Raw genomic sequence first — 21,733 nt, forward strand, 5'->3', positions numbered from 1 at the left:
AACAACTGGCCGGGGCTTTTTTAAGTTCAATTGGTTGAAAAAACCTAGTTGCGTCGACCGGTCGGGTTGCCGGGGGTCGCTTCGTTCGTTGCTGGTAGCACCGTGCGCCCGACATTGCCGAAGATCTGTTCCCACAGCCCAAGCTCGCGGCCACGTGTTGGCGTTTCGCGCGATGCATAGTTCAGCACACGTCCATCTTCCTGGTCGTATTCCAGGACTTCCTGAACCACGTCTTCTTCGCTGAAACGGATAGCCGTTACCGTGCGTGTGGATATCTGCGGGCGGTAAAATGCAATCCGCTCCTGGATCGTCGTAATGTAGATCCAGGTGTTATCGTCAAAGATGCTCTCTGTGGACGGCGAGCCAAGCTGCGCCAGAACGCTGGAGCGCGTATCGATGCCCGGGGTAATCTGGTTTGGCGCCACCTCGTCCGGGGCATAGCCGTGATACGCCTGCACAGGAGAGATACAACCAGCTGTCAAACAAGCCAGCGCGACGGTCGCGAGAATGGTACGGTGTGCCATTGACTGTTCCTTTTACTCCTTTTTCGATTACAGGGCCGGGCGTGCGATTGGCAAGTTGTGGAGCGCAGATATGTTTTCGATAGCCGAGAAATTATTTCCCGCCCGTACCCGGCGACGCGCAATAGCAAGACAACTTCACGCCCAAATCATTGCCGAAGCCAGACGTCAGGAATTGTTCGGAGACGCTCGCATAAAGGATGATGTAGACGGCCGTGTTGCCGCCATCTCGATTTTCTCCAGCTTTGTAACGCTGCGGCTCTCGCAGGCGGACGAAGATGGCAAAGCGATCGCAGATTTGCTGACCGCACAGATATTTGAAGGGTTTGATGCCGCGCTTCGCGAAACGGGCGTCGGCGATGCGTCGATATCCCGTAAGGTGCGCAAACTTGGCGAAGCTTTTGTCGGCATCGGCGTGGCCGTGAACGAAGCGCTTGCCGGAGAAACCCCGAAGGACGATCTCGAAGATGTCCTGATCCGAAACCAGATCGTTCAGCCCGAAGGCAGTGAGGCGGTCGCGAGGCATATAATGTTGGCACACAGCAACCTGATGAAGCGTAGTATGGAAGACATACGCAACCCGCAGGCCGATCAGCCATTATTTAAGGCGTGAGACAATGCGCCGTGGCAGTTGCACTCAATAGGGCGCCTGCGTAGTGTCCCCGCTGAACCGGACGGCATTGAGCGAGTCATGACGAATATCACTATCTCTGTCGACGCAATGGGGGGCGATTCTGCGCCCGAAATTGTCCTGGATGGCTTAGCCTTATTCTGCAAGGAACGCTCCGGTGTACGCTTCCTCGTGCATGGGAAGTCGGCTGAAGTCGAAGCTGGCGCCAAGGCGCGTGGATTTGCCGATCGATGCGTATTTATTGACCAGCCTGAAGTTGTCTCGATGAGCGCTAAACCGTCCTCAGCCCTCCGGCGCGCCAAGGGCACGAGCATGTGGAGCATGATTGAGGCTGTAAAGTCTGGAGAGGCGCAAGCTGGGGTCTCGGCAGGCAATACGGGCGCTCTCATGGCGATGTCGATGGTCGCTCTCCGGAAAATGGATGGCGTTCATCGTCCGGCAATGACCGCTGTCTGGCCTAGCCTGAAGGGCCGATCGGTCGTCCTGGACGTCGGCGCAAACCTGGATGCAGACGCCGAACAACTGGTTGAGTTCGCTGTCATGGGTGAATCCTACGCGCGAGCCGTTTTTGGCATCAAGAAGCCAACCGTCGGCTTACTGAATATCGGGTCCGAAGAAGAGAAAGGCCGCGACGCCATCAAGTTTGCTGGTGAAATTTTGCGCACACGTGACCTTGGTCTGGACTTTCGTGGGTTTGTCGAAGGCAATGACATCTCAATGGGCGCCGTCGATGTTGTCGTCACAGATGGCTTTACCGGAAATGTCGCCTTGAAAACCGCAGAAGGGACCGCGCGTTTGGTATCGACTTATGTGAGAGAGGCGCTGACGGGCTCCACGCTCAGCAAGATTGGCGCAGTCATGGCGTCTTCCGGCTTGAAATCACTGCGCCAAAAACTGGATCCATCCAGCGTAAATGGTGGGGTATTGCTCGGTTTGAATGGCGTTGTCGTCAAAAGTCACGGCGGCACGGATGCAATCGGATTTGCCACAGCTATTCGACTCGCCGCAAATCTCGCCCAAAGCAACTATATGGACGAGGTCTCAACGGGGCTCAGTCGCGTTGCCAGACAGGGTTTAGCTCCAGAAGCAGTAGAATAGATGTCCACACGAAAAAGTATCATCCGGGGAACCGGCGCTTATCTGCCAAGCCGGATTCTATCAAATGATGATCTCTCCAAGATGGTCGACACCTCCGACGAGTGGATCCAGGAGCGGACCGGCATCAAGCAACGCCATATCGCTGCTGAGGACCAGGTAACGTCTGATCTCGCCACAGCAGCAGCTCTCGATGCGCTCAAGAACGCAGGCGTATCGGTTGATGATGTTGACCTGATCGTTCTGGCCACGACGACCCCTGATCAAACCTTCCCGGCGACCGCGACAGCGGTTCAGGCAAAGCTCGGCGTCAAGTCTGGCGCGGCGTTTGATGTGCAGGCGGTATGTTCGGGCTTCCTCTTTGCAATGGCGACTGCCGATTCAATGCTCAAACAGGGATTGTTCTCCACTGCGCTCGTCATAGGCGCGGAGACGTTTACACGCATCCTTGACTGGTCGGACCGGGGCACTTGTGTCCTGTTCGGCGACGGAGCCGGCGCTGTTGTCCTTCAGGCTGAAGAAACTGACGATGATGTCGGCGTGATCGCCCATCACATTCGGACCGACGGCACAAAAAGCGATCTTCTCTATGTTGATGGCGGCGTTTCATCCACGGGCACAATCGGGCACGTACGCATGCAGGGCAATCAGGTGTTCCGGCATGCAGTGACGAACATTTCCAGCGCGATCAAGCATGTCCTGGACGAAACAGAATTGACGATTGAGGACATTGACTGGTTCGTGCCTCATCAGGCCAATCAGCGCATATTGAACGGCGTTGCCAAGAAACTGGGCCTCCCGGAAGACAAAGTAGTTTCAACGGTGGCCTTGCATGGCAACACGTCTGCCGCTTCAATACCGTTAGCGCTTCACACCGCGGTCGCCGACAAGCGAATTAATAAGGGCGATCTCGTTCTCAGTGAAGCAATGGGAGGCGGATTCTCATGGGGAGCGTCTCTCTTCCGGCTGTAATTCTTTCGTTAAGAAATCAGCCATATCTGTTAATCAGGGGAGCTGTTCAGTGGCTAACAAAACCATCACTCGAGTTGAGCTGTCAGATGCCATTGTCCGTGAAATCGGACTTACGCGTCAGGAGTCAGGCGACATTCTCGATCGCATGCTGGACATGATCGGCAAAAGCCTCGAGCACGAGAACGAGGTGAAGCTTTCGCGGTTCGGCAATTTTGTCGTTCGCAAGAAAGCCGCAAGGGCAGGGCGCAACCCAAAGACGGGCGTCGAAGCCCAGATTTCCGCGCGTCGCGTCGTGACTTTCAAGCCCTCTCCAATGCTAAAATCTACCGTTGAAACAGACGAATAGGGGACGTCTTTAATGCCATCTGCCGCAAAACGTATTACAAAATCTGCCCAGGCGTACCGCTCAATTGGAGAGGCGGCTGAAGAGCTTGGCTTACAGACACATGTTTTGCGGTACTGGGAAACAAAGTTTCCGCGGCAGCTCAAACCCGTAAAGCGGCCAGATGGCCGACGCATGTTCCGGCCGGAAGACATCGAAACGCTAAAAGCTATCCAGTTGCTGGTGCACAAGCAGGGCATGACATTGAAGGGCGCTGCGAAGCTTTTGAGCGAGCACGGCAGCGTTCAGATTCTTAACGAAGGCCCTCTGCCAGGCAGGCCAACTTCAGCCCCGACCAGCAAAGAAGGTCCGGCCCGCGAACTTCAAAAGACGATCGCGAGCGCTTTTTCTTCTGAAATCAACGATGCGCCTCTACAGGACGCTTCTCAAAAGCGGCTGGAAACAGTCCTCGCAGACCTGCAAAGTATCAAAGCCCGGCTGGATGCTTATCGCGTCGACCGCGCCGCCTAACAGCTAGCAGCACGGGGCGTTGCAATAAGCTCAAAGCGAGCTTAAGCAGTCGCCAGTCGGAGCGTAGCGCAGCCCGGTAGCGCACTTGTCTGGGGGACAAGGGGTCGTGGGTTCGAATCCCGCCGCTCCGACCATTTCCACCTTTTCTCAGCGCTGCCTTTTAAGTTCGGCATGGTACAGTGTCGCCTTTACGGCGCTATGCCATCCTGAAACCAGTTCACCGCGCGTCGCTGCAGACATTTTTGACGAGAATTCGCGCTCACTCGTCCAAAGCGAGCTCAGCGTCTCGACGTCTTTGTAAACGCCGCTTTGTAGGCCCACGAGGAAAGCCGCGCCCCTCGCCGTACTTTCGATGACGGAGGGCCGATCAATGTCCACGTCCGTGATGTCCGCTAGAAATTGCAGAAACCAGCTGTTCTCCACCATTCCGCCATCAACCCTCATCCTGTTCGCCTGAAGGCCATCAGCCTTCAACGCATCCAGTAGATCCTGTGTCTGATAGCCGACGGCCTCAAGCGCCGCCCGTGCGAGCATTTTACGGTCCGTCGCTCGTGTCAGTCCAAAGAGGGCGCCTCTGGCATCGGCGTCCCAGTGCGGTGCGCCGAGTCCCGTAAAGGCCGGAACGAAATAGACCCCGCCATTTCCTTCGACGCTGGACGCCAGCGCCTCTGTATCCGCCGCCGTCTCAATGATTTGCACCTGATCACGCAGCCATTGAGACACAGCGCCAGCGATGAAAATAGAGCCTTCTAACGCGTACTGAATGCTCGACCCTGTGCGACAGGCAATCGTCGACAAAAGCCGGTTCTGCGACTGGAGGCACTCCTCACCCGTGTTCGCCAGCAGGAAGCAGCCGGTGCCATAGGTGCTTTTAATCATGCCAGGCTCAAAGCAGGCTTGCCCAAAAGCGGCAGCCTGTTGATCTCCTGCAACGCCGCGTATCGGGAGTGGGCGCCCGAACAGGTCCGCTGACGTCATTCCAAACTCTGATGCACTCGGCTGCACGGAGGGGAGAACAGACGTTGGAATATCCAGCATGGCGAGAAGGCCATCATCCCATTCCTGCGTCTTGATGTTGTAGAGCATTGTCCGGCTGGCATTGGTTTCGTCGGTCAAATGCATTTGCATCCCGGTTAGCCGGAAGATCAAAAAGGAGTCGATGGTTCCAAATGCCAGCTTGCCTTGCGATGCAAGCGCGGCCGCCTCCGGCCTGTTTTCCAGGATCCATTTGAGCTTGGTGCCTGAGAAATACGGATCAATCGTAAGTCCCGTTTTCTGATTGATCTCTGCCTCGCGACCACTCGCCTTGAGCTGCTCGCAGATCTCCGACGTTCGTCGATCCTGCCAGACGATGGCGTTACCGATGACCTCGCCGTTATCCCTGTGCCAGGTGAGAGTGGTTTCGCGCTGATTGGCAATGCCTATAGCAACCACTTCCGCATCGCCGCCGGCTTCAGCCTGCGACATTGCTTGCCTGGCCGTCTGCAAGGTGGTTTCCCAGATCTCCTCACAATCGTGCTCAACAAAGCCAGATGCCGGGAAGTGTTGCGCGAATTCCATCTGAGCGGTCGCGACGACCGCTCCATTGTCATCAAACACCAGGGCTCGGCTGGACGTCGTTCCCTGGTCAAGTGTCAGTATCAATGGCTTTTTTGTCATTACTGTCTCTTAGACTGATCATTGGCTCCAAACCAGATAGACGAAATTTTATCCATTTGCCTTCAAAGATATTCACCTCTGTTCACTAGGTGTGCTCCACTCTGAGTTTCGAAAGCAGGATAGCGGATGTCTGATATCGCGCAGCCAAAGAAAAAAAGTTCTCTGTTTTCGTCGAGCCTCATCAAGAAGATCAACATTCCTGATGAGCAACTGGCCGTTGTGCAGGAGCGTCAGCTCAGCACGGTCAGCGACTTGATCCCTGTTATTGGCCTGGCAAATCTCGTGAATGCCGCCGTTGTCGTGATGTCCTTCTGGGACACGCCGGCAAACAGGCTATTGAGTGTTTGGTGCTTCAGCATGGTGTTTGCCACCACGGTCATGCTCGTGGCCTATATGCGGAACCGCTCGCAGAGCGCGAATGGCTTCAGCGAGCATTCCTCGACGGAGCATTTCGCATCCAAGCTGGAAAGTAGCGCCAGATTTGCGTCCGTCATCGGGCTGCTTTGGGGCATCCTGCCTCTGCTGATTCTTCCATTTACCGACCATACGAACCAGCTTGCCGTCAGCTCGATCGTGGCCGGCGTCATGTTCGCCGGCGTGCTGCTCATTGGGCGGATACCTGAAGCGGCCATGGGGTTCCTCATACCCACCGTCGTGGGCTACATCGTCGGCCTGCAACTGGGCCAGGACCCGCGCAACGATTTCCTATCCGTTCTCGCTCTGGTCTATGCCGTCGTACTTTGGACATCATCGCGTTGGTCGTACACCCAGTTCGTGGAGCAACTTCTCAGTGGGTCAGCGGTAAAGCAGCAGGCGCAACTGATCGGACTACTTCTGCGCGATTTTGAAGAGAGCACGTCTGATTGGCTCTGGCAGACAGATGCCGACGGCACACTCATCGAAATACCACTTCCAACGCTTGGAGAACAAAAGCACTTCGAGCTCATGGAGCAGGGCGTAAAGCTTTCCGGGCTGTTCAAGAGCAGTGAGGCCAGCGCCACTCTATCGCGCGCCCTCAACCGACGTCAGAGCTTCCGCGATCTCTCGCTAGAAATTGAGAGCGACGGCGAGGGTGAGACCTGGTGGTCTCTGACTGGCAAGCCGATTTTTGACGTAAATGGTCAGTTTCAGGGCTTTCGCGGCGTTGCCTCGGATGTCACTCAGTCGAAAGCCATTGAAGACCGTATTGCGTTCATGGCGCACTTCGACCCGCTCACCTCTTTGCCAAATCGAGCCTTCCTGCATGAGGCGCTTGAAAAAGCGACCCTGCGACAGATACCGGAAGGCGCCTGCCGGGCCTTGTTCTGGCTGGACCTCGATAACTTCAAATGGGTCAACGACACGCTTGGGCACCCAGCAGGCGACGAGCTGCTTTGTCAGGTGGCCAACCGTTTACGGACTACAGTCCCGGATCAAGACGTTATTGCGAGATTGGGGGGCGATGAATTCGCCATCCTGCTTGAGCTGGACAGCCACGAACTGGTTCTGGAGCAAGTCGAGCGCCTCAGTGAAACACTAAACCGGCCCTATGAAATCTGGGGGTCGATTGTGCATTGCGGCGCGAGCATCGGTGTTCGCATCATCGAGCAGCACAATATGGAAATTCAGACCCTGCTGAAACATGCTGATCTTGCGCTGTATCAGGCCAAGGATGCCGGTAAGCGCACCTGGTGCATATTCACCCAGGACTTGGCCGACCGGGCCAAGGCTCGGCAAGTCATCGAACTCGATCTGAACACTGCGCTTGAAAATAATGAGCTGCGTCTGTTTTTCCAGCCACAGCTTTGCGCCAAGACGGGCGAAATCATCGGCTGTGAGACCCTGATCCGCTGGCAGCACCCCACACGGGGGCTCATCGGACCTGATCACTTCATCCAGCACGCCGAGGACAGTGGCATCATCACGCGTCTGGGAGACTGGGCGTTGCGGGAGGCTCTGAAGGCTGCGCGGCGCATGCCTGAGAGCATGCACATTGCAGTCAACATCTCGCCCCTGCAGATCCATAGTTCAAGCCTGGTCACGACGATCATCAACGCAATCGCTGCGAATCAGATCGATCCATCACGCCTTGAGCTGGAAATCACCGAGTCGGTCTTGATGAGTGATACCGAATTTACCCTTGAGCGGCTGAAACAGCTCAAGGATATCGGGCTTCGGATCTCACTTGATGATTTCGGCACGGGCTTCTCGTCTCTCAGCTATCTGCGCCGCTTCCCATTCGACAAGCTCAAGATTGATAAGAGCTTCGTTGAAGACGCAGACCACAACAATGAAAGCCGCGCGATTACCAAGGCCACTCTGCAGATTGCAAAAGCCCTGAACATGCGCTGCACGGCCGAAGGCGTTGAAACGGAAACCCAGAAACAGTTTCTGACTGAAATCGGCTGTGATGAGCTCCAGGGCTATCTGATCAGCCGGCCACAACCGCTGGATAGACTGGGTCACCTGTTTCCGATCCTGTCTGAGGAAGAGGCTGACGCGCGACTTGAGAAGCGGCATGAGCAAGGCAGCAAGACTGCTGAGATTGTCTCGATATCAGAAGCGGGTTTTGCCAAACGCTCCGCGATGTAGCGGGCTTTCGAAACAGTAGATTTCGCGCCATTACGTGCACTCAGTTTGTCTTTCAGGACATGACAAGCCGCGCCGCCCTCAGCATTTTCTGAATTAGCTGCAAGTCGCTGCATTGTGATGTCAGTTCGCGCTTGACCGGGGCAGTCTGCTTGTCTAATCAGGCGCCTCACCGTCAAATGCGGTGGACGATCTGTGCGGGTGTAGCTCAGTTGGTTAGAGTGCCGGCCTGTCACGCCGGAGGTCGCGGGTTCGAGCCCCGTCACTCGCGCCAGATCGCTCCAGTCCATTTATGGACGACAATTATTCCCAAATTTATCGAGCTAGCCCACCCCATATTTTGGGGCAGGCTTCCTGTATCTCGATTGTTGTTGGGCTGCGACAGCGCCGAAGCGCTATTCGCGCTTAGCGACCGTCGGTGAAGTTTGCCGGGCGCTTACCAAGCTCAGCCATGATGGCTTCAATCTGATTCTTGCTGCCGATAAGCTTGTCCTGCAAAATCGATTCCTGGAGCAGGGCTTCAGCTTCCGTCATATCGGCAAGACTGTTGAAGATCTGCTTGTCGGCTCTGATGGCATCCGGGTTCTTGCCGGCAATCAGATTAGCCATCTCCATCGCGCGGTCATACGGGCTCTCAGAGACCTCCGTCGCAAAGCCATAATCGGCTGCCTCAACGCCCGAAAAGATACGGCCGGTATAGGTTAGCTCGCGAAGGCGGTCGTCGCGGCAGAGAGAGCGCATGATCGGCGTCCCGGCCATATCCGGCACCAGTCCCCACTTGATCTCCATAATTGACAGTTTCGTCTCCGGATGAACGATCCGGATATCTGACCCGAGCATCACCTGGAAGCCGCCCCCGAGCGCGACACCATGCACTGCAGCGATGACCGGCACGGGCAACTCGCGCCATCCCCACACAGCCTGCTGGGCGCGATTGGTGATGCCGTGTGTACGAGGCTCCAGCTTCTGCTTACCGGCTGGTGTACCGCCAGTCCCTTCAGCCATCTTGCCGAAATTGCCCATATCGAGCCCAGCGCAGAAGGCGCGGCCATCGCCCGACATGACAACACAGCGAACGCTCTCGTCCTTGGCCAGCTCTTCTGCTGTCTCCAGCAAGGCGGAAAACATCGCATCATCCAGCGCATTCATCTTGTCTGCGCGCGAGAGTTTGACGTCGGCAACGCCGCCCGATTTCGTAACTGTAATCCGCTCGGCCATTTCGTGTCCTCTATAAGCTTTTCTCAGAAGCACTTTGACCAACGAAAAACGCCGGGACAAGTAATGTCCCGGCGTCAGGTAATGTCTATTGAGCTCGTCGCTAGAGAAACAGTTTCGCGAACTCGCGGGGTTTACGCTTCTTCCACTCGCCCTTGTGCCAGGACGCAGAGGCCAGCAGAGGAATAACCGAACCGGCTTCGGCGAAAACCATCTGCTCATAGACCGTCTGAACCTTGCCCCAGCTTGCGGCTTCTTTCAGCGTCGAAGACGAGCAGGCACCGTCGCGCGTGTCGGCAACCGTGATCTGCACGGCATATTTGTGCATCTCGCACTCCTTGCCGAGGATTTCAGCACAGACAACCGTGTCCTGAACGAAGTTCTTCGGCACGCCGCCGCCGACCATCAGAAGGCCGGTGCTTCCAGCGGCGATCTTCACATCAGTCAGCTCACGGAAGTCCGCAACGCTATCGATCGACATGTAGTTGCCCGGATTTTCAACCTGGTGCTTCACCAGACCAAAACCGGCAGAGCAGTCAGAGAAGGCCGGCACGAAGATCGGAACGTTGTGGTCGTAGCAGGTCTCGATCAGTGAGTTCTTTTTGACGGCATTGGTCTTGAGCCATTTGCCCATCTCCCAGATGAATTCACGGGAAGAATAGGGGCGTGGCTCCAGGCTGTTGGCAATTTCCAGAATGGTATGGTCGCAGGACTGCAGCTCTTCTTCATCGATGAACGTATCGTAGATACGGTCGATATAGAGATCGCGCAGAATGTTGTCGTCAACGGACTCAGGCGCCTGATAGTGCTTGTACCCAAGCGCTTCAAAGAAATCCATGTCGACGATGGACGCGCCGGTTGCCACGATACAATCGACGAGACCGTACTTCACGAGGTCGCGATAGACGTGCATGCAGCCGCCGGCGGACGTTGAGCCGGCCAGCGTAAGGATGATTGAGCAGTCTTCATCCTCGACCGCCATGTTGAAAATGTCCGTAGCGCGCGCAAGGTCGCGCGATGTGAAGGACATCTTACCCATCGATTCGACAATTGGACGGGCGTCGAAAGATGTAATGTCGATGTGCTCGACGACTTTGCTCAGCAATTCCGCCTTGCGGTTGGTGTTATCGGCCATAGGGAGGAACTCCAGTTGAATTGAATGGCTTTGTAACGGCAGGGCCCATAAGGGTCCAGCCAAAGCGAAGCGCCGCCACAAGAGAGCGGTCGCTCGCTACGATTAGATTGTAGAAAATGAGACTTACGCCATCACAGCGACAGTGGTTTCACTGTAGAAGCCGTTGAAGCGCGAGGAGAGCGCCTGGCCATAGGCACCGAGATGGCAAACCTCGATCCAGTCGCCTTCAGCAATGTCACCAGGCAGCTCAAACGGCCCCTCCATGACATCCAGGCTGTCACACGTCGGACCAAAGAAACGAAACGGCTCATTGGCCTCAGCGATCCGTGGGGTCGCCCGGTGAAGCTTGACTGGAAACTTCCAGGCGCACTGAGCCGCATCAAACAGAGACCCATAGCTGCCATCATTGATGTAGAGGTCAGCGCCCTTGCGAAGCTCCACACGCGTCAGCGTAGACCCACCTTGAGCGCAGAGCGCCCGGCCGGGTTCGCCGAGGATCTGCAGACCGTCGAAGCCGTTCTCTCGAAGGGCCGTCCGGATCGCGGCAAAGTAATTGCCCATAGGCTTGTGACTCATGCCCGGATACGCAACGGGAAAGCCACCACCGCAATCGACCGAATCGATTTCGACGTCGGCGTCGTCAACGATCGAGCGTACCCACGACAGGGCACGGCCATAGTCTTCTACGTCCAGGCATTGAGAGCCGACATGGAAGGTGACGCCCAGCTGGGCAACGTGCGGACGCGCAGCTTTCAGCAACTCGATCGCTGTTGCCCGGTCCGCGCCGAACTTGCCAGACAGTGGCATCGCTGCATTGCCCTTTGGCAGCGCCAGACGAAGGTGGAATGTCAGATCAGGTGCGTAGCCGGTTTCCTCGAGCATCTTCTGAAGCTCTTCTGCGCTATCGAACGAGAAATCACGCACGCCCGCCTCATAGGCCTGACGGATCGTGGCTCGCGACTTGACCGGGTGCATGAGGAAGAGTTTCGCATGCGGCGCAATCGAGCGAACGAGATCAACTTCACGTGTCGAGGCGACATCGAAATTGCGGATGCCGCTCGTCCAGAGAGTCTTGATAACGGCGGGATGCGGGTTCGCCTTCACCGCATAAAGGACAGTGCCAGGAAAACCGTTGAGAAACGTCCGGGCGGCCGCCGCGATCTTCTTCGGGTAAAGCACAAAGATTGCGTCATCGCCCTCATAGGCGTTGAGCACATCACCAACGCTCGCAAAGGCCGGGAGGCCTTGACGGTTGGAGGCATCGGGAAGAATTGCGGGACGCGCCAGAGACGCGAAATCGTTTTTGAACATGATTGAAAAATTCGGTTTGTACCTGGCAAACGCCAGTGAACTTACAGACTGCATACAAGCAACAACGCCTAATGCGCGGCAGAGTTCGGCGGGCGAACCCGCTACGGCCTTATAAGTTCAGCGACCGCAGCCGCATAATCTCCGAATTTTCTATCGTAATAGTTGTAGAGGCCGTTGTCGTAAGCAACGTCCATACGTTTATAGTTGATCGCTGATGCGAACTCATTGCGGGTCATCCAAGTATCCTCGTCCAGCACGACTGGCGCCTTAGCCAGTTATGAAAGTGAAGACAGTTGGGCTCACCCGTACTGACGACCTTTCGGACCCGTCGTAGCTCGCTTGCTTGTCGGCGGTGGAGATATGAGAAACCGGAACCGGAATCAAGTATTTTTTACGTTAGCTAACGCAGCGAAACCGCGATCAAGATCTTCCATCAGATCACGCGTGTCTTCTAGGCCAGCATGGACGCGCATCAACCATCCATTTCGGTCGCCAGTCCAGTCACCCGGCAGACGCGTCAATTGCTCGTCACAAGGGATAATCAGGCTCTCAAAGCCGCCCCACGAAAAGCCAAGTTCAAAGACTTCAAGCGCTGACAGGAAGGCGTCGACCTCATGATTCGACGCTGCTTGCAGAACGAAGGAAAAGAGGCCCGAGCTGCCCGTAAAGTCCCGCTTCCAGAATTCATGGTCAGGATGTGATGGCAGGGCAGGGTGGATGACATCGCTGACCAGTGGCTGCTCCTGAAGCCAGGACGCCAGCTTCAGCGCAGATGCCTGATGATGGTGGAGACGTGTAGATAGCGTGCGGGTGCCGCGAAGGGCTGCGTACGCATCATCAGCGCCCAGCGATATGCCCCAGTCCTCAAGCAGATCATCGATCGCACCCGCATACCGTGCATCGCTCGTCATCACGGCGCCGCCAAATGCGTCTGCATGACCCACCACATATTTTGTCAGTGCCTGCACAGAAATATCGACGCCGAGGGCCAAAGGCTGGCAAAAAACGCCTGCAGACCAGGTATTGTCCATGATGGTTGCAATGCCGCGCTCGCGCGCGATGCTCGTAAGTCTTGGCGTGTCTGAGATCTCGAACGTCAGAGACCCCGGCGCCTCAAGAATGATTGCGCGAGTATCCGGACGAATGAGGTCGACAAGTCCGTCGGCATTCCTCGGATCAAAGCGCTGTGCCTCCACGCCCATTGTCTTCAGACGTTTCTCACAAAAACGGCGCGTCGGCCCATAAACAGAATCAGACAGCAGCACCGAGTCGCCAGCAGACACGCATGACGCAATCGCAACTGCGCAGGCACTGAGGCCAGAAGGCGTGAGCCGCGCATCCGATGCGCCTTCGAGCTCGCACATAGCCGCTTCGAGCTCACGATGGACCGACAGGCCCATCCGGCCATAGCCGGGCTTGGCGTTGTACAACTGCTCCCGGTCAGGAAGAAGGACGGTTGAGGCGCGCTCCACCGGCGGATTCACAGTGCGGCGCGCCGGATTGCCCGACCGATTATGTATCAGCCGCGTTGGTAGCTTCATGCGTTTTCCACTGCGATTTCATTTTCCGCTGACGCGGCCCATTCAGACCAGGATCCGTCATAGATCGCTGCGTCCCAATTTCCGAGCTCTGCCAGAGCGAGCGCAATAACGGCCGCCGAAACGCCTGAGCCGCACGTCGCAATAGCAGCAGTTGAAGTATAATCGTCCAGCAAGGCTTTCAGTTCGTCCTTCGGGGCCAGTTTACCATCAGCGCCGACCAGCTTGCTTGCGGGTACATTCGCGCTGCCTGGTATATGACCTGATTTCAGCTCAGGACGCGGCTCTTTTTCAGAGCCACTGAAGCGGCCCGCCGGCCGGGCATCCAGTATCGCAGCATTCTTCTGCTTCGACGCGGCTCGAACCTGATCCATGGACTTCAGCAGATCGGCTCGCACGCGGGGCGTAAAATGTCGTCCACCCGTGATGACGGGCGGCAGGTCTTCCAGCTCACCTTCGATGGCTTGCCAGGCTCTGAGGCCACCGTCCAGCACATAGACATCTTCATGACCCATCGCCCGGAACATCCACCATACGCGCGCTGAGGCGAAAAAATCATTCGCATCATAAACAACGATCCGATTGCCATCACCGACGCCGAGCTTTCTGACCCGCGATGAGAATTTCACCGCATCCGGCAACATGTGCGGCAGCTCAGAATTGCTGTCAGCAATCTCATCAATGTCGAAATAGACGGCTCCTGGAATATGGCCTCTATCATAGGCCTGCTTCCCAGCACCCGACGCCGCAGTCCACGCCGGGAAATAGCTGGCATCAATCACGCGCAGGTCCGGGGCCTGCAAATTATCTTTAAGCCACTGGGCCGAAACGAGCGGAGATCTGTCGGTCATTATTATTTGTCCATCCATGGCGGAACAGGCAGATCCTTGCTGCGTAGAAATTCCGGATTGAAGAGTTTTGATTGATAGCGATTTCCATAATCGCAGAGCACCGTCACGATCGTGTGGCCGGGTCCCATATCCTTCGCCAGGCGCACAGCACCGGCAATGTTGATACCGGCTGAGCCACCAAGACAAAGGCCTTCATTGAGAATGAGATCATAAAGGATGTGAAGCGCCTCGGTGTCCTCACATCGATAGGCATAATCGACCTTCAGGTCTTCAATGTTCTTGGTGATGCGTCCCTGACCGATCCCCTCAGTGATCGACGTGCCTTCGGCTCTCAGCTCTCCGGTCTTGAAGTACTCATAGAGCGCCGCGCCGCCCGGGTCGGCAATACCGATCTTGATGGCCTCATTCTTTTCTTTGAGCGCCTTCGCGACACCAGCAAGCGTGCCGCCCGAGCCGACCGCACAGATAAAGCCGTCAACCTTGCCGTCCGTCTGGGTCCAGATTTCCTGTCCCGTCGTCTCGTAATGGGCGTTGAGGTTGGCGATATTATCGAACTGGTTAGCCCAGATCGCTCCGTTCGGTTCGGTTTTGGCCAATTCCTCAGCGAGGCGGCCAGAGTAGCGGGCATAGTGATTTGGATTGGAGTAAGGCACGGCATCGACTTCGATGAGTTCGGCGCCGAGCAACTTAACGGCCAGTTTCTTTTCCTGGCTTTGCGTGCGCGGCATCACGATGACGACCCGATAGCCCAAAGCGCTGCCGACCAGCGCGAGGCCAATACCGGTATTGCCCGCGGTGCCCTCAACAATCGTCCCACCCGGCTTAAGCTCACCAGACGCTTCGGCGTCGCGTACAATGCCCAGGGCGGCGCGATCTTTTACCGACTGTCCGGGGTTCAGAAACTCCGCTTTGCCAAGGATCGTGCAGCCGGTTTCTTCGGAAACCTTCTGAAGCTTGATGAGCGGCGTGTTCCCGATCGCATCCAGAACCGAATTCAATATCATCTAATACACTCCAATGGGGCCTAACGGTGTAGCTGCCCGTCCAATCACTGACAACAGGTCGCGAATGATCCAGATGGGCGCCACTCGCGTAGAACATGTAACCGATGCCGTGAGATGGAAGTTTTTAATGACAGATGCCTGCACCTATCAGTCGTTCATGCTGGATCATGTCGCAGGCAATCTTGGCAAGGGCATGCATGTCGCAGCCACCATCCACACGCTGATGTCTCGCGAGGGCAAAGAAGCGAGGCAGGTCTGGCAGAGCGTTAAACGCGCGCTCCATACGGATACGAAGTCCGTTAAACAGGATCCAACACAAGACTTCCTCGAGGAAGCCCTCACAATTCTCGATACAGACTATGACGACGTGAAATGGCGGCGCGGCTTGTCGGGTATAAAGTATTCCAAAGTCAGCGAGGCAGGCGGCAAACTGATGCGCCTCTCGCCAGGCGACCGCGTCTTCGAACATGGCCACAGCGCCCTCGAGGCGATGGTTGTGCTTGAAGGTTGCCTGAAAGACGGTCGCGGTCACTACGAGGCGGGCGAACTCGTGCTCGCAACACCTTCGGTGCGCCACAGACCCGAAGCCGCGAGGAACGGGGCCTGTACCTGCTTCGTTGCTCAGTCAGACATTCCATTCTGGAGACTCACTTGACGAGAACATGCATTCAATTCGCTCTCGGTTCGCTTTTGCTGGCCGCAGTGCCGCTCTCTGCAACCGCGAATGAAAACGCGCCGTCCGAAACTGTGGATACAAACGCGCCACAAGCCTGGCAGCCTGAAGACGGCGATGTCATCAGCTTCAAGGTCTTGCGAAAGGGAAAGCCGTTCGGCACTCACACCGTGTCGTTCGACGTTGATAGCGATGGATCTTTCACGGCCACGTCTGAGGTCGAGCTGAAAGCTGGCTTCGGGCCGATCACCTTGTATCGCTATGAACTGAACACCACCGAAACGTGGGAAGATGGTGTGCTCGTCGGACTCGAAGGCCAAACAAATGATGACGGTGATGACGAAGCTGTTTCAGCCAGTCTGGAAGAGGGTAAACTCGCTGTCGCAGGCACTGGCTTCGAAGGCGCAGTGCCAGTGGGCATAATTCCTTCGAGCCACTGGAATATTCAGGAAGCCTTCAGCTCGAAGATCATCTCAACACAAGACGGTGAAATTCTTGATGTCGATGTGACAACGATCGGTGAAGACACGGTCACGGTTGCGGGCGAAGAAGTGCCAGCCACGCATTATCGTCTCGTCTCAGACCTGACGGTTGACCTCTGGTATGATGAGCAGTCGAGATGGGTGAAACTTAGTTTTGAAGCGCGCGGTCAAAAGATCGACTACGTTCTGAACGCACTCTACTAGACCAGTCCGCAGCAGCCAAAAGTAAGGCCGATCAGGACCAAAAACCTGATCGGCCTTTTAGTTTAGCTCTTCGCGAGCTGGAACTGGCCAACATTGATACGGCCATTGCTGAAGCCCGCCTCACAGTAGCTCAGATAAAACCGCCAGAGACGCCTGAACCGTTCATCAAATCCGAACGTCTGGATACGGTCCCAGGCGTCCTCGAACCGCTGCGCCCAGAGCTTCAGCGTGTGCGCATAGTCCTGCCCAAAGTAGTGGACGCCATCATAGCGAAGACCCGCCGCCTGGAACTGGGCCTTCAGCGCGTCTTCACTTGGCAGCATCCCGCCGGGAAAGATGTACCGCTGAATGAAGTCGGCCCGTTTGCGGTAGGTCTTGAAGAGCTCGTTGTCGATTGTGATGATCTGGAGCGCGGCCCGCGAAGAGTCTTTCAGCGTTTCACGAACCTTGGCGAAATAGCTGGGCCAATAGCTTTCGCCGACCGCCTCGAACATCTCGATTGAAGCAACACCATCATACTGGCCTTCATGGTCTCGATAGTCCTGAAGCCTGATGTCCACGCGCTCCGACAGGCCTTCACGCTGCATACGCTCCATCGCGTAGTCACGCTGGGCCTCGGAAATCGTCAGACAGGTAACCCTGGAGCCGCGCACCTTTGCTGCGTACTCGGCAAATCCACCCCACCCACACCCGATCTCCAGGAGGCTGCTGTCAGGACCGGCGCCGATCTCGTCTGCTATGCGCGCATACTTGGCCGTCTGCGCTTGTTGCAGCGACATATTCGGCTTGTCGAAAAGGGCTGACGAGTAGGTCATCGTCTCGTCCAGCCAGGACGAATAGAAGTCGTTTCCGAGATCATAGTGCGCCATGATATTGCGGCGCGCGCCAGAGCGGCTGTTGCGATTAAACAAGTGCCGCAATTTGTTTATCAGCCTCATGATCACGCCGCCGACCGCGAGCTTGCCGGCCGATTCGAAGTTTTCGGAAAAGAATTCGAGGACTTCGGTCAGATCCGGTGTCGTCCAATCTCCATCCATATAGCTTTCGGCAAAGCCGATGTCGCCATTGGCCAGGGCGCGCTGGGAAAATCCAAATCGAATCACATCCACGACGGCCGTCGGCCCTGGATTTCCATTGTCGAACAGGACTGACCGTCCATCCGGCAAATTGAACCGGATGGACCCGTTTTCGGTGCGTAGAATGAGCAATCCTGCCAGCCGAAAATTGGCGGGCACGCCGGAAAGTTGGCGCAAAGAAGAGACGCTCGCCCGGATCGTGTTTTCTTGGTTCGTCATTGTAAGCCCTTAAGTCTCTGAATTCGCAGATCTGGCGACTGTGAGCCTGTCTCGTTTGGTTTCAGGTCGAGAATGATATTTTGCGCCTTTTAGCCAAAGCTTCAATGCCTCCCAATGGATCGCAATGCTGACACCAAGGGTGGAGAAAGGCATTGTCAGGAACGCTGAGAGAAATGCCCGGTCGGTGGCCGGTTTTCGGCGGGTGGCGAGGGTCGCCATGTGAAGCGGCTGCCCGTCTTTGATCGTCGTCACGCCTAGATGCAGCTCATTCGCGTCAGAGCGGAGCGAGAACTGATAACGGCCCGAAATGTCAAAAAACGGTGAGACGTGAAACGACTTCGGGGCGTTATGCCTATCCCATTCGCCGTCAATTCTCGCCGCATAAATGTGTCGATCACCAAACGTATTCCGTACTTCGTAGAGCACACCAACAGGCGAGCCATCCTGCCCCCGCGCGATCCAGATAGAGATCGGCGCAAATTTATAGAAAAGATGCCGGGGCAGGGTGATGAGACCGACTGATGCCTCGGAGATGTCCACGCCTGCTTTGGCAAACTCGTCGGCAGCCCAACCACGCAATTCGCTCTGCCCAAGGTCGCCATGGTCTTTCCGTTTGAACGAGAACAACGCCGCACCCGTCGTGCTGAAAAGGCGGCACTGACGACCGGCCTCATCAAGGCGATCAATGTCGACCTCAATCAGAAACATCCGGTAGCGGAACGCCGACAGGAACGGCTTGAACCGCCGATGAGTCGTGTGCCCCTTATGGACGCTGAGGGGTTTCGGCAGGTTGATCACTGAACGACCTTGAGGCGCGGTCTGTCTACGTCGGCCCTGTCGCGGGCAACCTCGACCAGCTCTACGCCTTCTGCCGACCATGGCACCCGCCCGCCAAGAGACAAGCCAGCACGAAGACCGCTTTTCAGTCCGTCTTCATGAAAGCCTGACCCAGCCCACGCCCCGGCCAGCCATACGCCGCTTTCACCCTGAATGCGCTCAAGGGATCTCACGGCCGCTTCAGCGGCGCCATCGAACTGCGGGTGGTCAAACGTCACCATCTGGAAAATGTCTTCCTCTGCCGGCGGCGTTGCCGGATTGAGCGTCACAAAGAGCGGATGCGATTTCGGCAAGTTCTGGAGACGGTTCATCCAATAGGTCAGGCAGATGTCACTCCCGGTGGACTGCGCTTCAATGACATTCCAGCTCGCCCACGCCTGCTTGCGAGACGGCATGTAGGCAGGGTCACGATGGAGAAAGATACGGTTTGGCCGGTAACGTATTGAATTCAAAAGAAAGCGATGCTCCGAAAACGCGTCGCCTGCCAGCAAGGCCCGCGACGTGTCTGTGTGCGTGGCCAGGATCACATCATCGAAAAATTCGGTTGAACCGTCCTCAAAATCGACTTTCACCTTGTTTCCGTAGGAGACGACCGACCTAGCCGCCATCCCAAGCTTTAGCCGGTCGCCCAGCTGCGCTTTCACCTTGTCGACATAGGACCGTGACCCCCGAGTGACGGTTCTCCATACCGGGCGTTCGGCATGCATCAGTCTGTGATTTTCGAAGAACCGGAAAAAACTCATGGCCGGATAGTCGAGGATCTCCTGCGGCGGCGTCGACCAGATCGCGCCGCCCATCGGCAGAATATAATTCTGCTTGAAATCATCGCTGAACCTCTTCTGCTTGAGCCAGATGCCAAGGCTTTCAGACCCTACGTTTCCAGCAGCGAGCTCCGCACGGGCGACATCGTTGAACTTCAGGATCTCACGCCAGAAACTGTGAAACCGCATCCGGAAGAGATTGCGTTTGCGGGCAAACATACCGCGCACGGTCGAGGCCCACTCAAACCCGTCGGGATTAGAAACGGCGAAGCTCATATCTGTCTCTTCTGTCGAGACGTTCAACGCTTCGAAAAACCCGGTCAGGTTTGGATAGTTCAGGCCGTTATAGACGATGAAGCCCATGTCGACGCTGAGCTGAGTGCCATCATAATCGACATCGACGGTATGCGCATGGCCGCCAGCCCGCTCTCTGGCCTCAAAGACGGTGATGTCGGCGTGACCATCAAGCGCAAAAGCTGCGCCCAGACCTGATATTCCAGAGCCTATAATGCCTATTCGTTTCGTCATGCGTCCTGCTTCTCTTTCAGGGTGTCCCAAGCATCGAGCGCTTTTTGCCGACCTTCGGCGTGCTTGATAATCGGCTTGGGGTAGGTATCGCCGAGTTTAACACCGGCTTTTTCTAGTACGTCCGAGGGGGCCTCCCAGGGCGCATGCAAATATTTGCCGGGCAGGTCTTTTAGTTCCGGGCACCATTTACGGACATATTTGCCGGTTTCATCGAACTTCTGCCCTTGAGTGATCGGATTGAAAATCCGGAAATAGGGCGACGCATCCGCGCCTGAACCGGCCGTCCATTGCCAGCCCGCGGCATTTGATGCGGGGTCTGCATCAACCAGCGTGTCCCAGAACCAGGTTTCACCGTCGCGCCAATGGATCAGCAAATGCTTGGTCAACAAGGATGCCACGATCATGCGGACACGGTTGTGCATCCATCCTGTATGCCAGAGCTGCCGCAACCCAGCGTCAACGATCGGATAGCCCGTTTGCCCATCCTGCCAGGCCTCAAGCGCGCTTTTGTTCTTGCGCCACGGCATCTCGTCGAATTTCTTGTTGTAGTTTTCCCAACCAAAATCAGGGTTGTGATAATAGAGAACGTAGGAAAACTCGCGCCAGACTACCTCTGACAGAAACGTCCACGCGCTATCATCCTCCTTCAAGCCGCGATTGATTCTCCCGGTAACAGATCGCCAGATCTGCGCCGGACTGATTTCACCATGAGCGAGATGCGGGGATAGACCCGACGTCCCATTACTGATGTCTGGCCTGTCTCGCGCCGTTTTGTAGGATCTGAGGCCATCATCGAGAAAGTCAGAGAGCCGCTCCTTCGCGCCCGCTTCGCCGGGTTGCCAAAGATCGGAAAATCCCTCTGACCAGTCCGGGTTTTCCGGGTGCAGGCCCCAGTCTTCAATCCTGTCGCCGTCTATTCCCGCTCCCGAAAAGCTCTCAGGCGTGGAGAAAGGTGAGGGGGCTGAATAGGTGGCTTTCACCGACTTCCAGTAGGGCGTGAAAACCTTGTAATAGCCACCGGACGTCGTTTCATAGCTCCACGGCTCCGTCAGCAGGCAGGTGTTGAATGATTTGGCCTCAATGCCATCATCCGTCAGAGCTGACTTGATACTGGAATCGATTTCACGCTCTGGCTTTCCATAGCGTCGGCCCCAATACACCGCACCAGCCCCAATTTCATCAACCAGTTCTGGAATGATCTTTCTCGCATCTCCGCATCGACAGATCAGTTTGCCACCCTTTTCAGATATATCAGACCGCAGGGATTTCAGGGATTTATCCAGCCACCACTTCGAAGCACCGCCGCGCGCACGAAGATTGGCACCATCCTCCAGAATATAGACAGGATAGATGTCTCCGCCTCGCTCCATAGCGGCTGCCAGCGCCGCGTGGTCGTTGAGTCGTAGGTCATTGCGAAACCATACGATGACCGGTTTTTTATTTGATGCAGCCAGGGCGACAGCTCCTTCAGAACTTGTATGTACTGTTACGATCCAAATGCGTGCTTGGATCAGCCAGTCGAGCAGCTATCTTGATCGCTGGCGCAGGCAAACGGTTTTCGCTAGGCAGCCACGACGTTGACCGGACCGGCGGACGGAAT

General features: G+C 56.2%; 21 protein-coding genes and 2 tRNA genes. 10 read left to right on the forward strand and 13 right to left on the reverse strand.

Annotated elements, in window-relative coordinates; translation table 11 throughout:
* Nucleotides 1-44 precede the first annotated feature (44 nt).
* On the reverse strand, nt 45-524 hold the full coding sequence (locus B8783_RS05805) for an outer membrane protein assembly factor BamE (protein ID WP_084419040.1): 480 nt from the start codon (nt 522-524) through the stop codon (nt 45-47).
* Between the two features lie 70 nt (nt 525-594).
* Here B8783_RS05805 and B8783_RS05810 point away from each other — a divergent pair, with 70 nt between their 5' ends.
* The 6 genes from B8783_RS05810 (at nt 595) to B8783_RS05835 (ending at nt 4,206) form a co-directional block, all read left to right on the forward strand.
* Nucleotides 595-1,134: a ubiquinol-cytochrome C chaperone family protein gene (locus B8783_RS05810; RefSeq protein WP_169711708.1), complete on the forward strand. Its 540-nt coding sequence runs from the start codon at nt 595-597 to the stop codon at nt 1,132-1,134.
* Nucleotides 1,135-1,212: 78 nt separating this feature from the next.
* Nucleotides 1,213-2,250 (forward strand): phosphate acyltransferase PlsX, encoded by a 1,038-nt coding sequence (gene plsX / locus B8783_RS05815; protein ID WP_084419042.1) that lies wholly within the window; start codon nt 1,213-1,215, stop codon nt 2,248-2,250.
* A complete protein-coding gene (locus tag B8783_RS05820) occupies nt 2,251-3,219 on the forward strand; it encodes a beta-ketoacyl-ACP synthase III (protein WP_084419045.1) in 969 nt (322 codons plus the stop codon).
* Nucleotides 3,220-3,268: 49 nt separating this feature from the next.
* Entirely contained in the window at nt 3,269-3,565 is a 297-nt protein-coding gene (locus B8783_RS05825; protein WP_084419048.1) for an integration host factor subunit alpha, read from the forward strand.
* A gap of 12 nt (nt 3,566-3,577) precedes the next feature.
* Nucleotides 3,578-4,072, forward strand: a complete 495-nt coding sequence (locus tag B8783_RS05830) for a MerR family transcriptional regulator (RefSeq protein WP_084419051.1) — start codon at nt 3,578-3,580, stop codon at nt 4,070-4,072.
* Between the two features lie 57 nt (nt 4,073-4,129).
* Nucleotides 4,130-4,206 (forward strand) — tRNA-Pro (locus tag B8783_RS05835).
* A gap of 13 nt (nt 4,207-4,219) precedes the next feature.
* Here the strand turns inward: B8783_RS05835 and glpK are convergent.
* Nucleotides 4,220-5,731: a glycerol kinase GlpK gene (glpK, locus tag B8783_RS05840; RefSeq protein ID WP_084419054.1), complete on the reverse strand. Its 1,512-nt coding sequence runs from the start codon at nt 5,729-5,731 to the stop codon at nt 4,220-4,222.
* A gap of 126 nt (nt 5,732-5,857) precedes the next feature.
* Between glpK and B8783_RS05845 the strand changes: the two genes are divergently transcribed.
* Together B8783_RS05845 and B8783_RS05850 are read left to right on the forward strand one after the other, a co-directional pair.
* Complete coding sequence (locus B8783_RS05845; RefSeq protein WP_084419056.1) at nt 5,858-8,302, forward strand: putative bifunctional diguanylate cyclase/phosphodiesterase; 2,445 nt, start codon at nt 5,858-5,860, stop codon at nt 8,300-8,302.
* 194 nt (nt 8,303-8,496) lie between these two features.
* Nucleotides 8,497-8,573 (forward strand) — tRNA-Asp (locus tag B8783_RS05850).
* Nucleotides 8,574-8,704: 131 nt separating this feature from the next.
* Here B8783_RS05850 and B8783_RS05855 read toward each other — a convergent pair.
* The 7 genes from B8783_RS05855 to B8783_RS05880 form a co-directional block, all read right to left on the reverse strand.
* Nucleotides 8,705-9,517, reverse strand: a complete 813-nt coding sequence (locus B8783_RS05855; protein ID WP_084419058.1) for a crotonase/enoyl-CoA hydratase family protein — start codon at nt 9,515-9,517, stop codon at nt 8,705-8,707.
* A gap of 100 nt (nt 9,518-9,617) precedes the next feature.
* Nucleotides 9,618-10,649: a 1,9-bis(guanidino)-5-aza-nonane synthase gene (locus tag B8783_RS05860; protein WP_084419060.1), complete on the reverse strand. Its 1,032-nt coding sequence runs from the start codon at nt 10,647-10,649 to the stop codon at nt 9,618-9,620.
* A 123-nt stretch (nt 10,650-10,772) separates the two neighbouring features.
* Nucleotides 10,773-11,960, reverse strand: a complete 1,188-nt coding sequence (locus tag B8783_RS05865) for a type III PLP-dependent enzyme (RefSeq protein WP_084421924.1) — start codon at nt 11,958-11,960, stop codon at nt 10,773-10,775.
* A 101-nt stretch (nt 11,961-12,061) separates the two neighbouring features.
* Nucleotides 12,062-12,196, reverse strand: a complete 135-nt coding sequence (locus B8783_RS18710; protein WP_267889648.1) for a hypothetical protein — start codon at nt 12,194-12,196, stop codon at nt 12,062-12,064.
* Nucleotides 12,197-12,340: 144 nt separating this feature from the next.
* Nucleotides 12,341-13,501 (reverse strand): cystathionine beta-lyase, encoded by a 1,161-nt coding sequence (metC, locus tag B8783_RS05870; protein ID WP_084419062.1) that lies wholly within the window; start codon nt 13,499-13,501, stop codon nt 12,341-12,343.
* On the reverse strand, nt 13,498-14,349 hold the full coding sequence (locus B8783_RS05875; protein WP_084419064.1) for a sulfurtransferase: 852 nt from the start codon (nt 14,347-14,349) through the stop codon (nt 13,498-13,500). The genes metC and B8783_RS05875 overlap by 4 nt, the downstream gene beginning before the upstream one ends.
* 2 nt (nt 14,350-14,351) lie before the next feature.
* Nucleotides 14,352-15,353 (reverse strand): cysteine synthase A, encoded by a 1,002-nt coding sequence (locus B8783_RS05880; RefSeq protein ID WP_084419066.1) that lies wholly within the window; start codon nt 15,351-15,353, stop codon nt 14,352-14,354.
* A gap of 127 nt (nt 15,354-15,480) precedes the next feature.
* On the opposite strand from B8783_RS05880, the gene B8783_RS05885 reads away from it, so the two are divergent.
* Together B8783_RS05885 and B8783_RS05890 are read left to right on the forward strand one after the other, a co-directional pair.
* Complete coding sequence (locus B8783_RS05885) at nt 15,481-16,008, forward strand: cupin domain-containing protein (RefSeq protein WP_169711709.1); 528 nt, start codon at nt 15,481-15,483, stop codon at nt 16,006-16,008.
* Nucleotides 16,005-16,712, forward strand: a complete 708-nt coding sequence (locus B8783_RS05890) for a DUF6134 family protein (protein ID WP_084419070.1) — start codon at nt 16,005-16,007, stop codon at nt 16,710-16,712. The genes B8783_RS05885 and B8783_RS05890 overlap by 4 nt, the downstream gene beginning before the upstream one ends.
* Nucleotides 16,713-16,774: 62 nt before the next feature.
* On the opposite strand, the gene B8783_RS05895 is transcribed toward B8783_RS05890, so the two are convergent.
* Genes B8783_RS05895 through B8783_RS05910 form a run of 4 tightly spaced genes read right to left on the reverse strand, consistent with a single transcriptional unit; the run spans nt 16,775 to nt 21,644 of the window.
* Entirely contained in the window at nt 16,775-18,007 is a 1,233-nt protein-coding gene (locus B8783_RS05895) for an SAM-dependent methyltransferase (protein ID WP_084419072.1), read from the reverse strand.
* Between the two features lie 9 nt (nt 18,008-18,016).
* Nucleotides 18,017-18,805: a DUF1365 domain-containing protein gene (locus tag B8783_RS05900; RefSeq protein ID WP_169711710.1), complete on the reverse strand. Its 789-nt coding sequence runs from the start codon at nt 18,803-18,805 to the stop codon at nt 18,017-18,019.
* A complete protein-coding gene (locus B8783_RS05905; RefSeq protein ID WP_084419076.1) occupies nt 18,802-20,133 on the reverse strand; it encodes an NAD(P)/FAD-dependent oxidoreductase in 1,332 nt (443 codons plus the stop codon). The genes B8783_RS05900 and B8783_RS05905 overlap by 4 nt, the downstream gene beginning before the upstream one ends.
* Nucleotides 20,130-21,644: a cryptochrome/photolyase family protein gene (locus B8783_RS05910; RefSeq protein ID WP_456077584.1), complete on the reverse strand. Its 1,515-nt coding sequence runs from the start codon at nt 21,642-21,644 to the stop codon at nt 20,130-20,132. Before B8783_RS05910 ends, B8783_RS05905 begins: the two co-directional genes overlap by 4 nt.
* Nucleotides 21,645-21,733 lie beyond the last annotated feature (89 nt).

It is taken from the genome of Henriciella litoralis (assembly GCF_002088935.1).
Taxonomy (GTDB): Bacteria; Pseudomonadota; Alphaproteobacteria; order Caulobacterales; family Hyphomonadaceae; genus Henriciella; species Henriciella litoralis.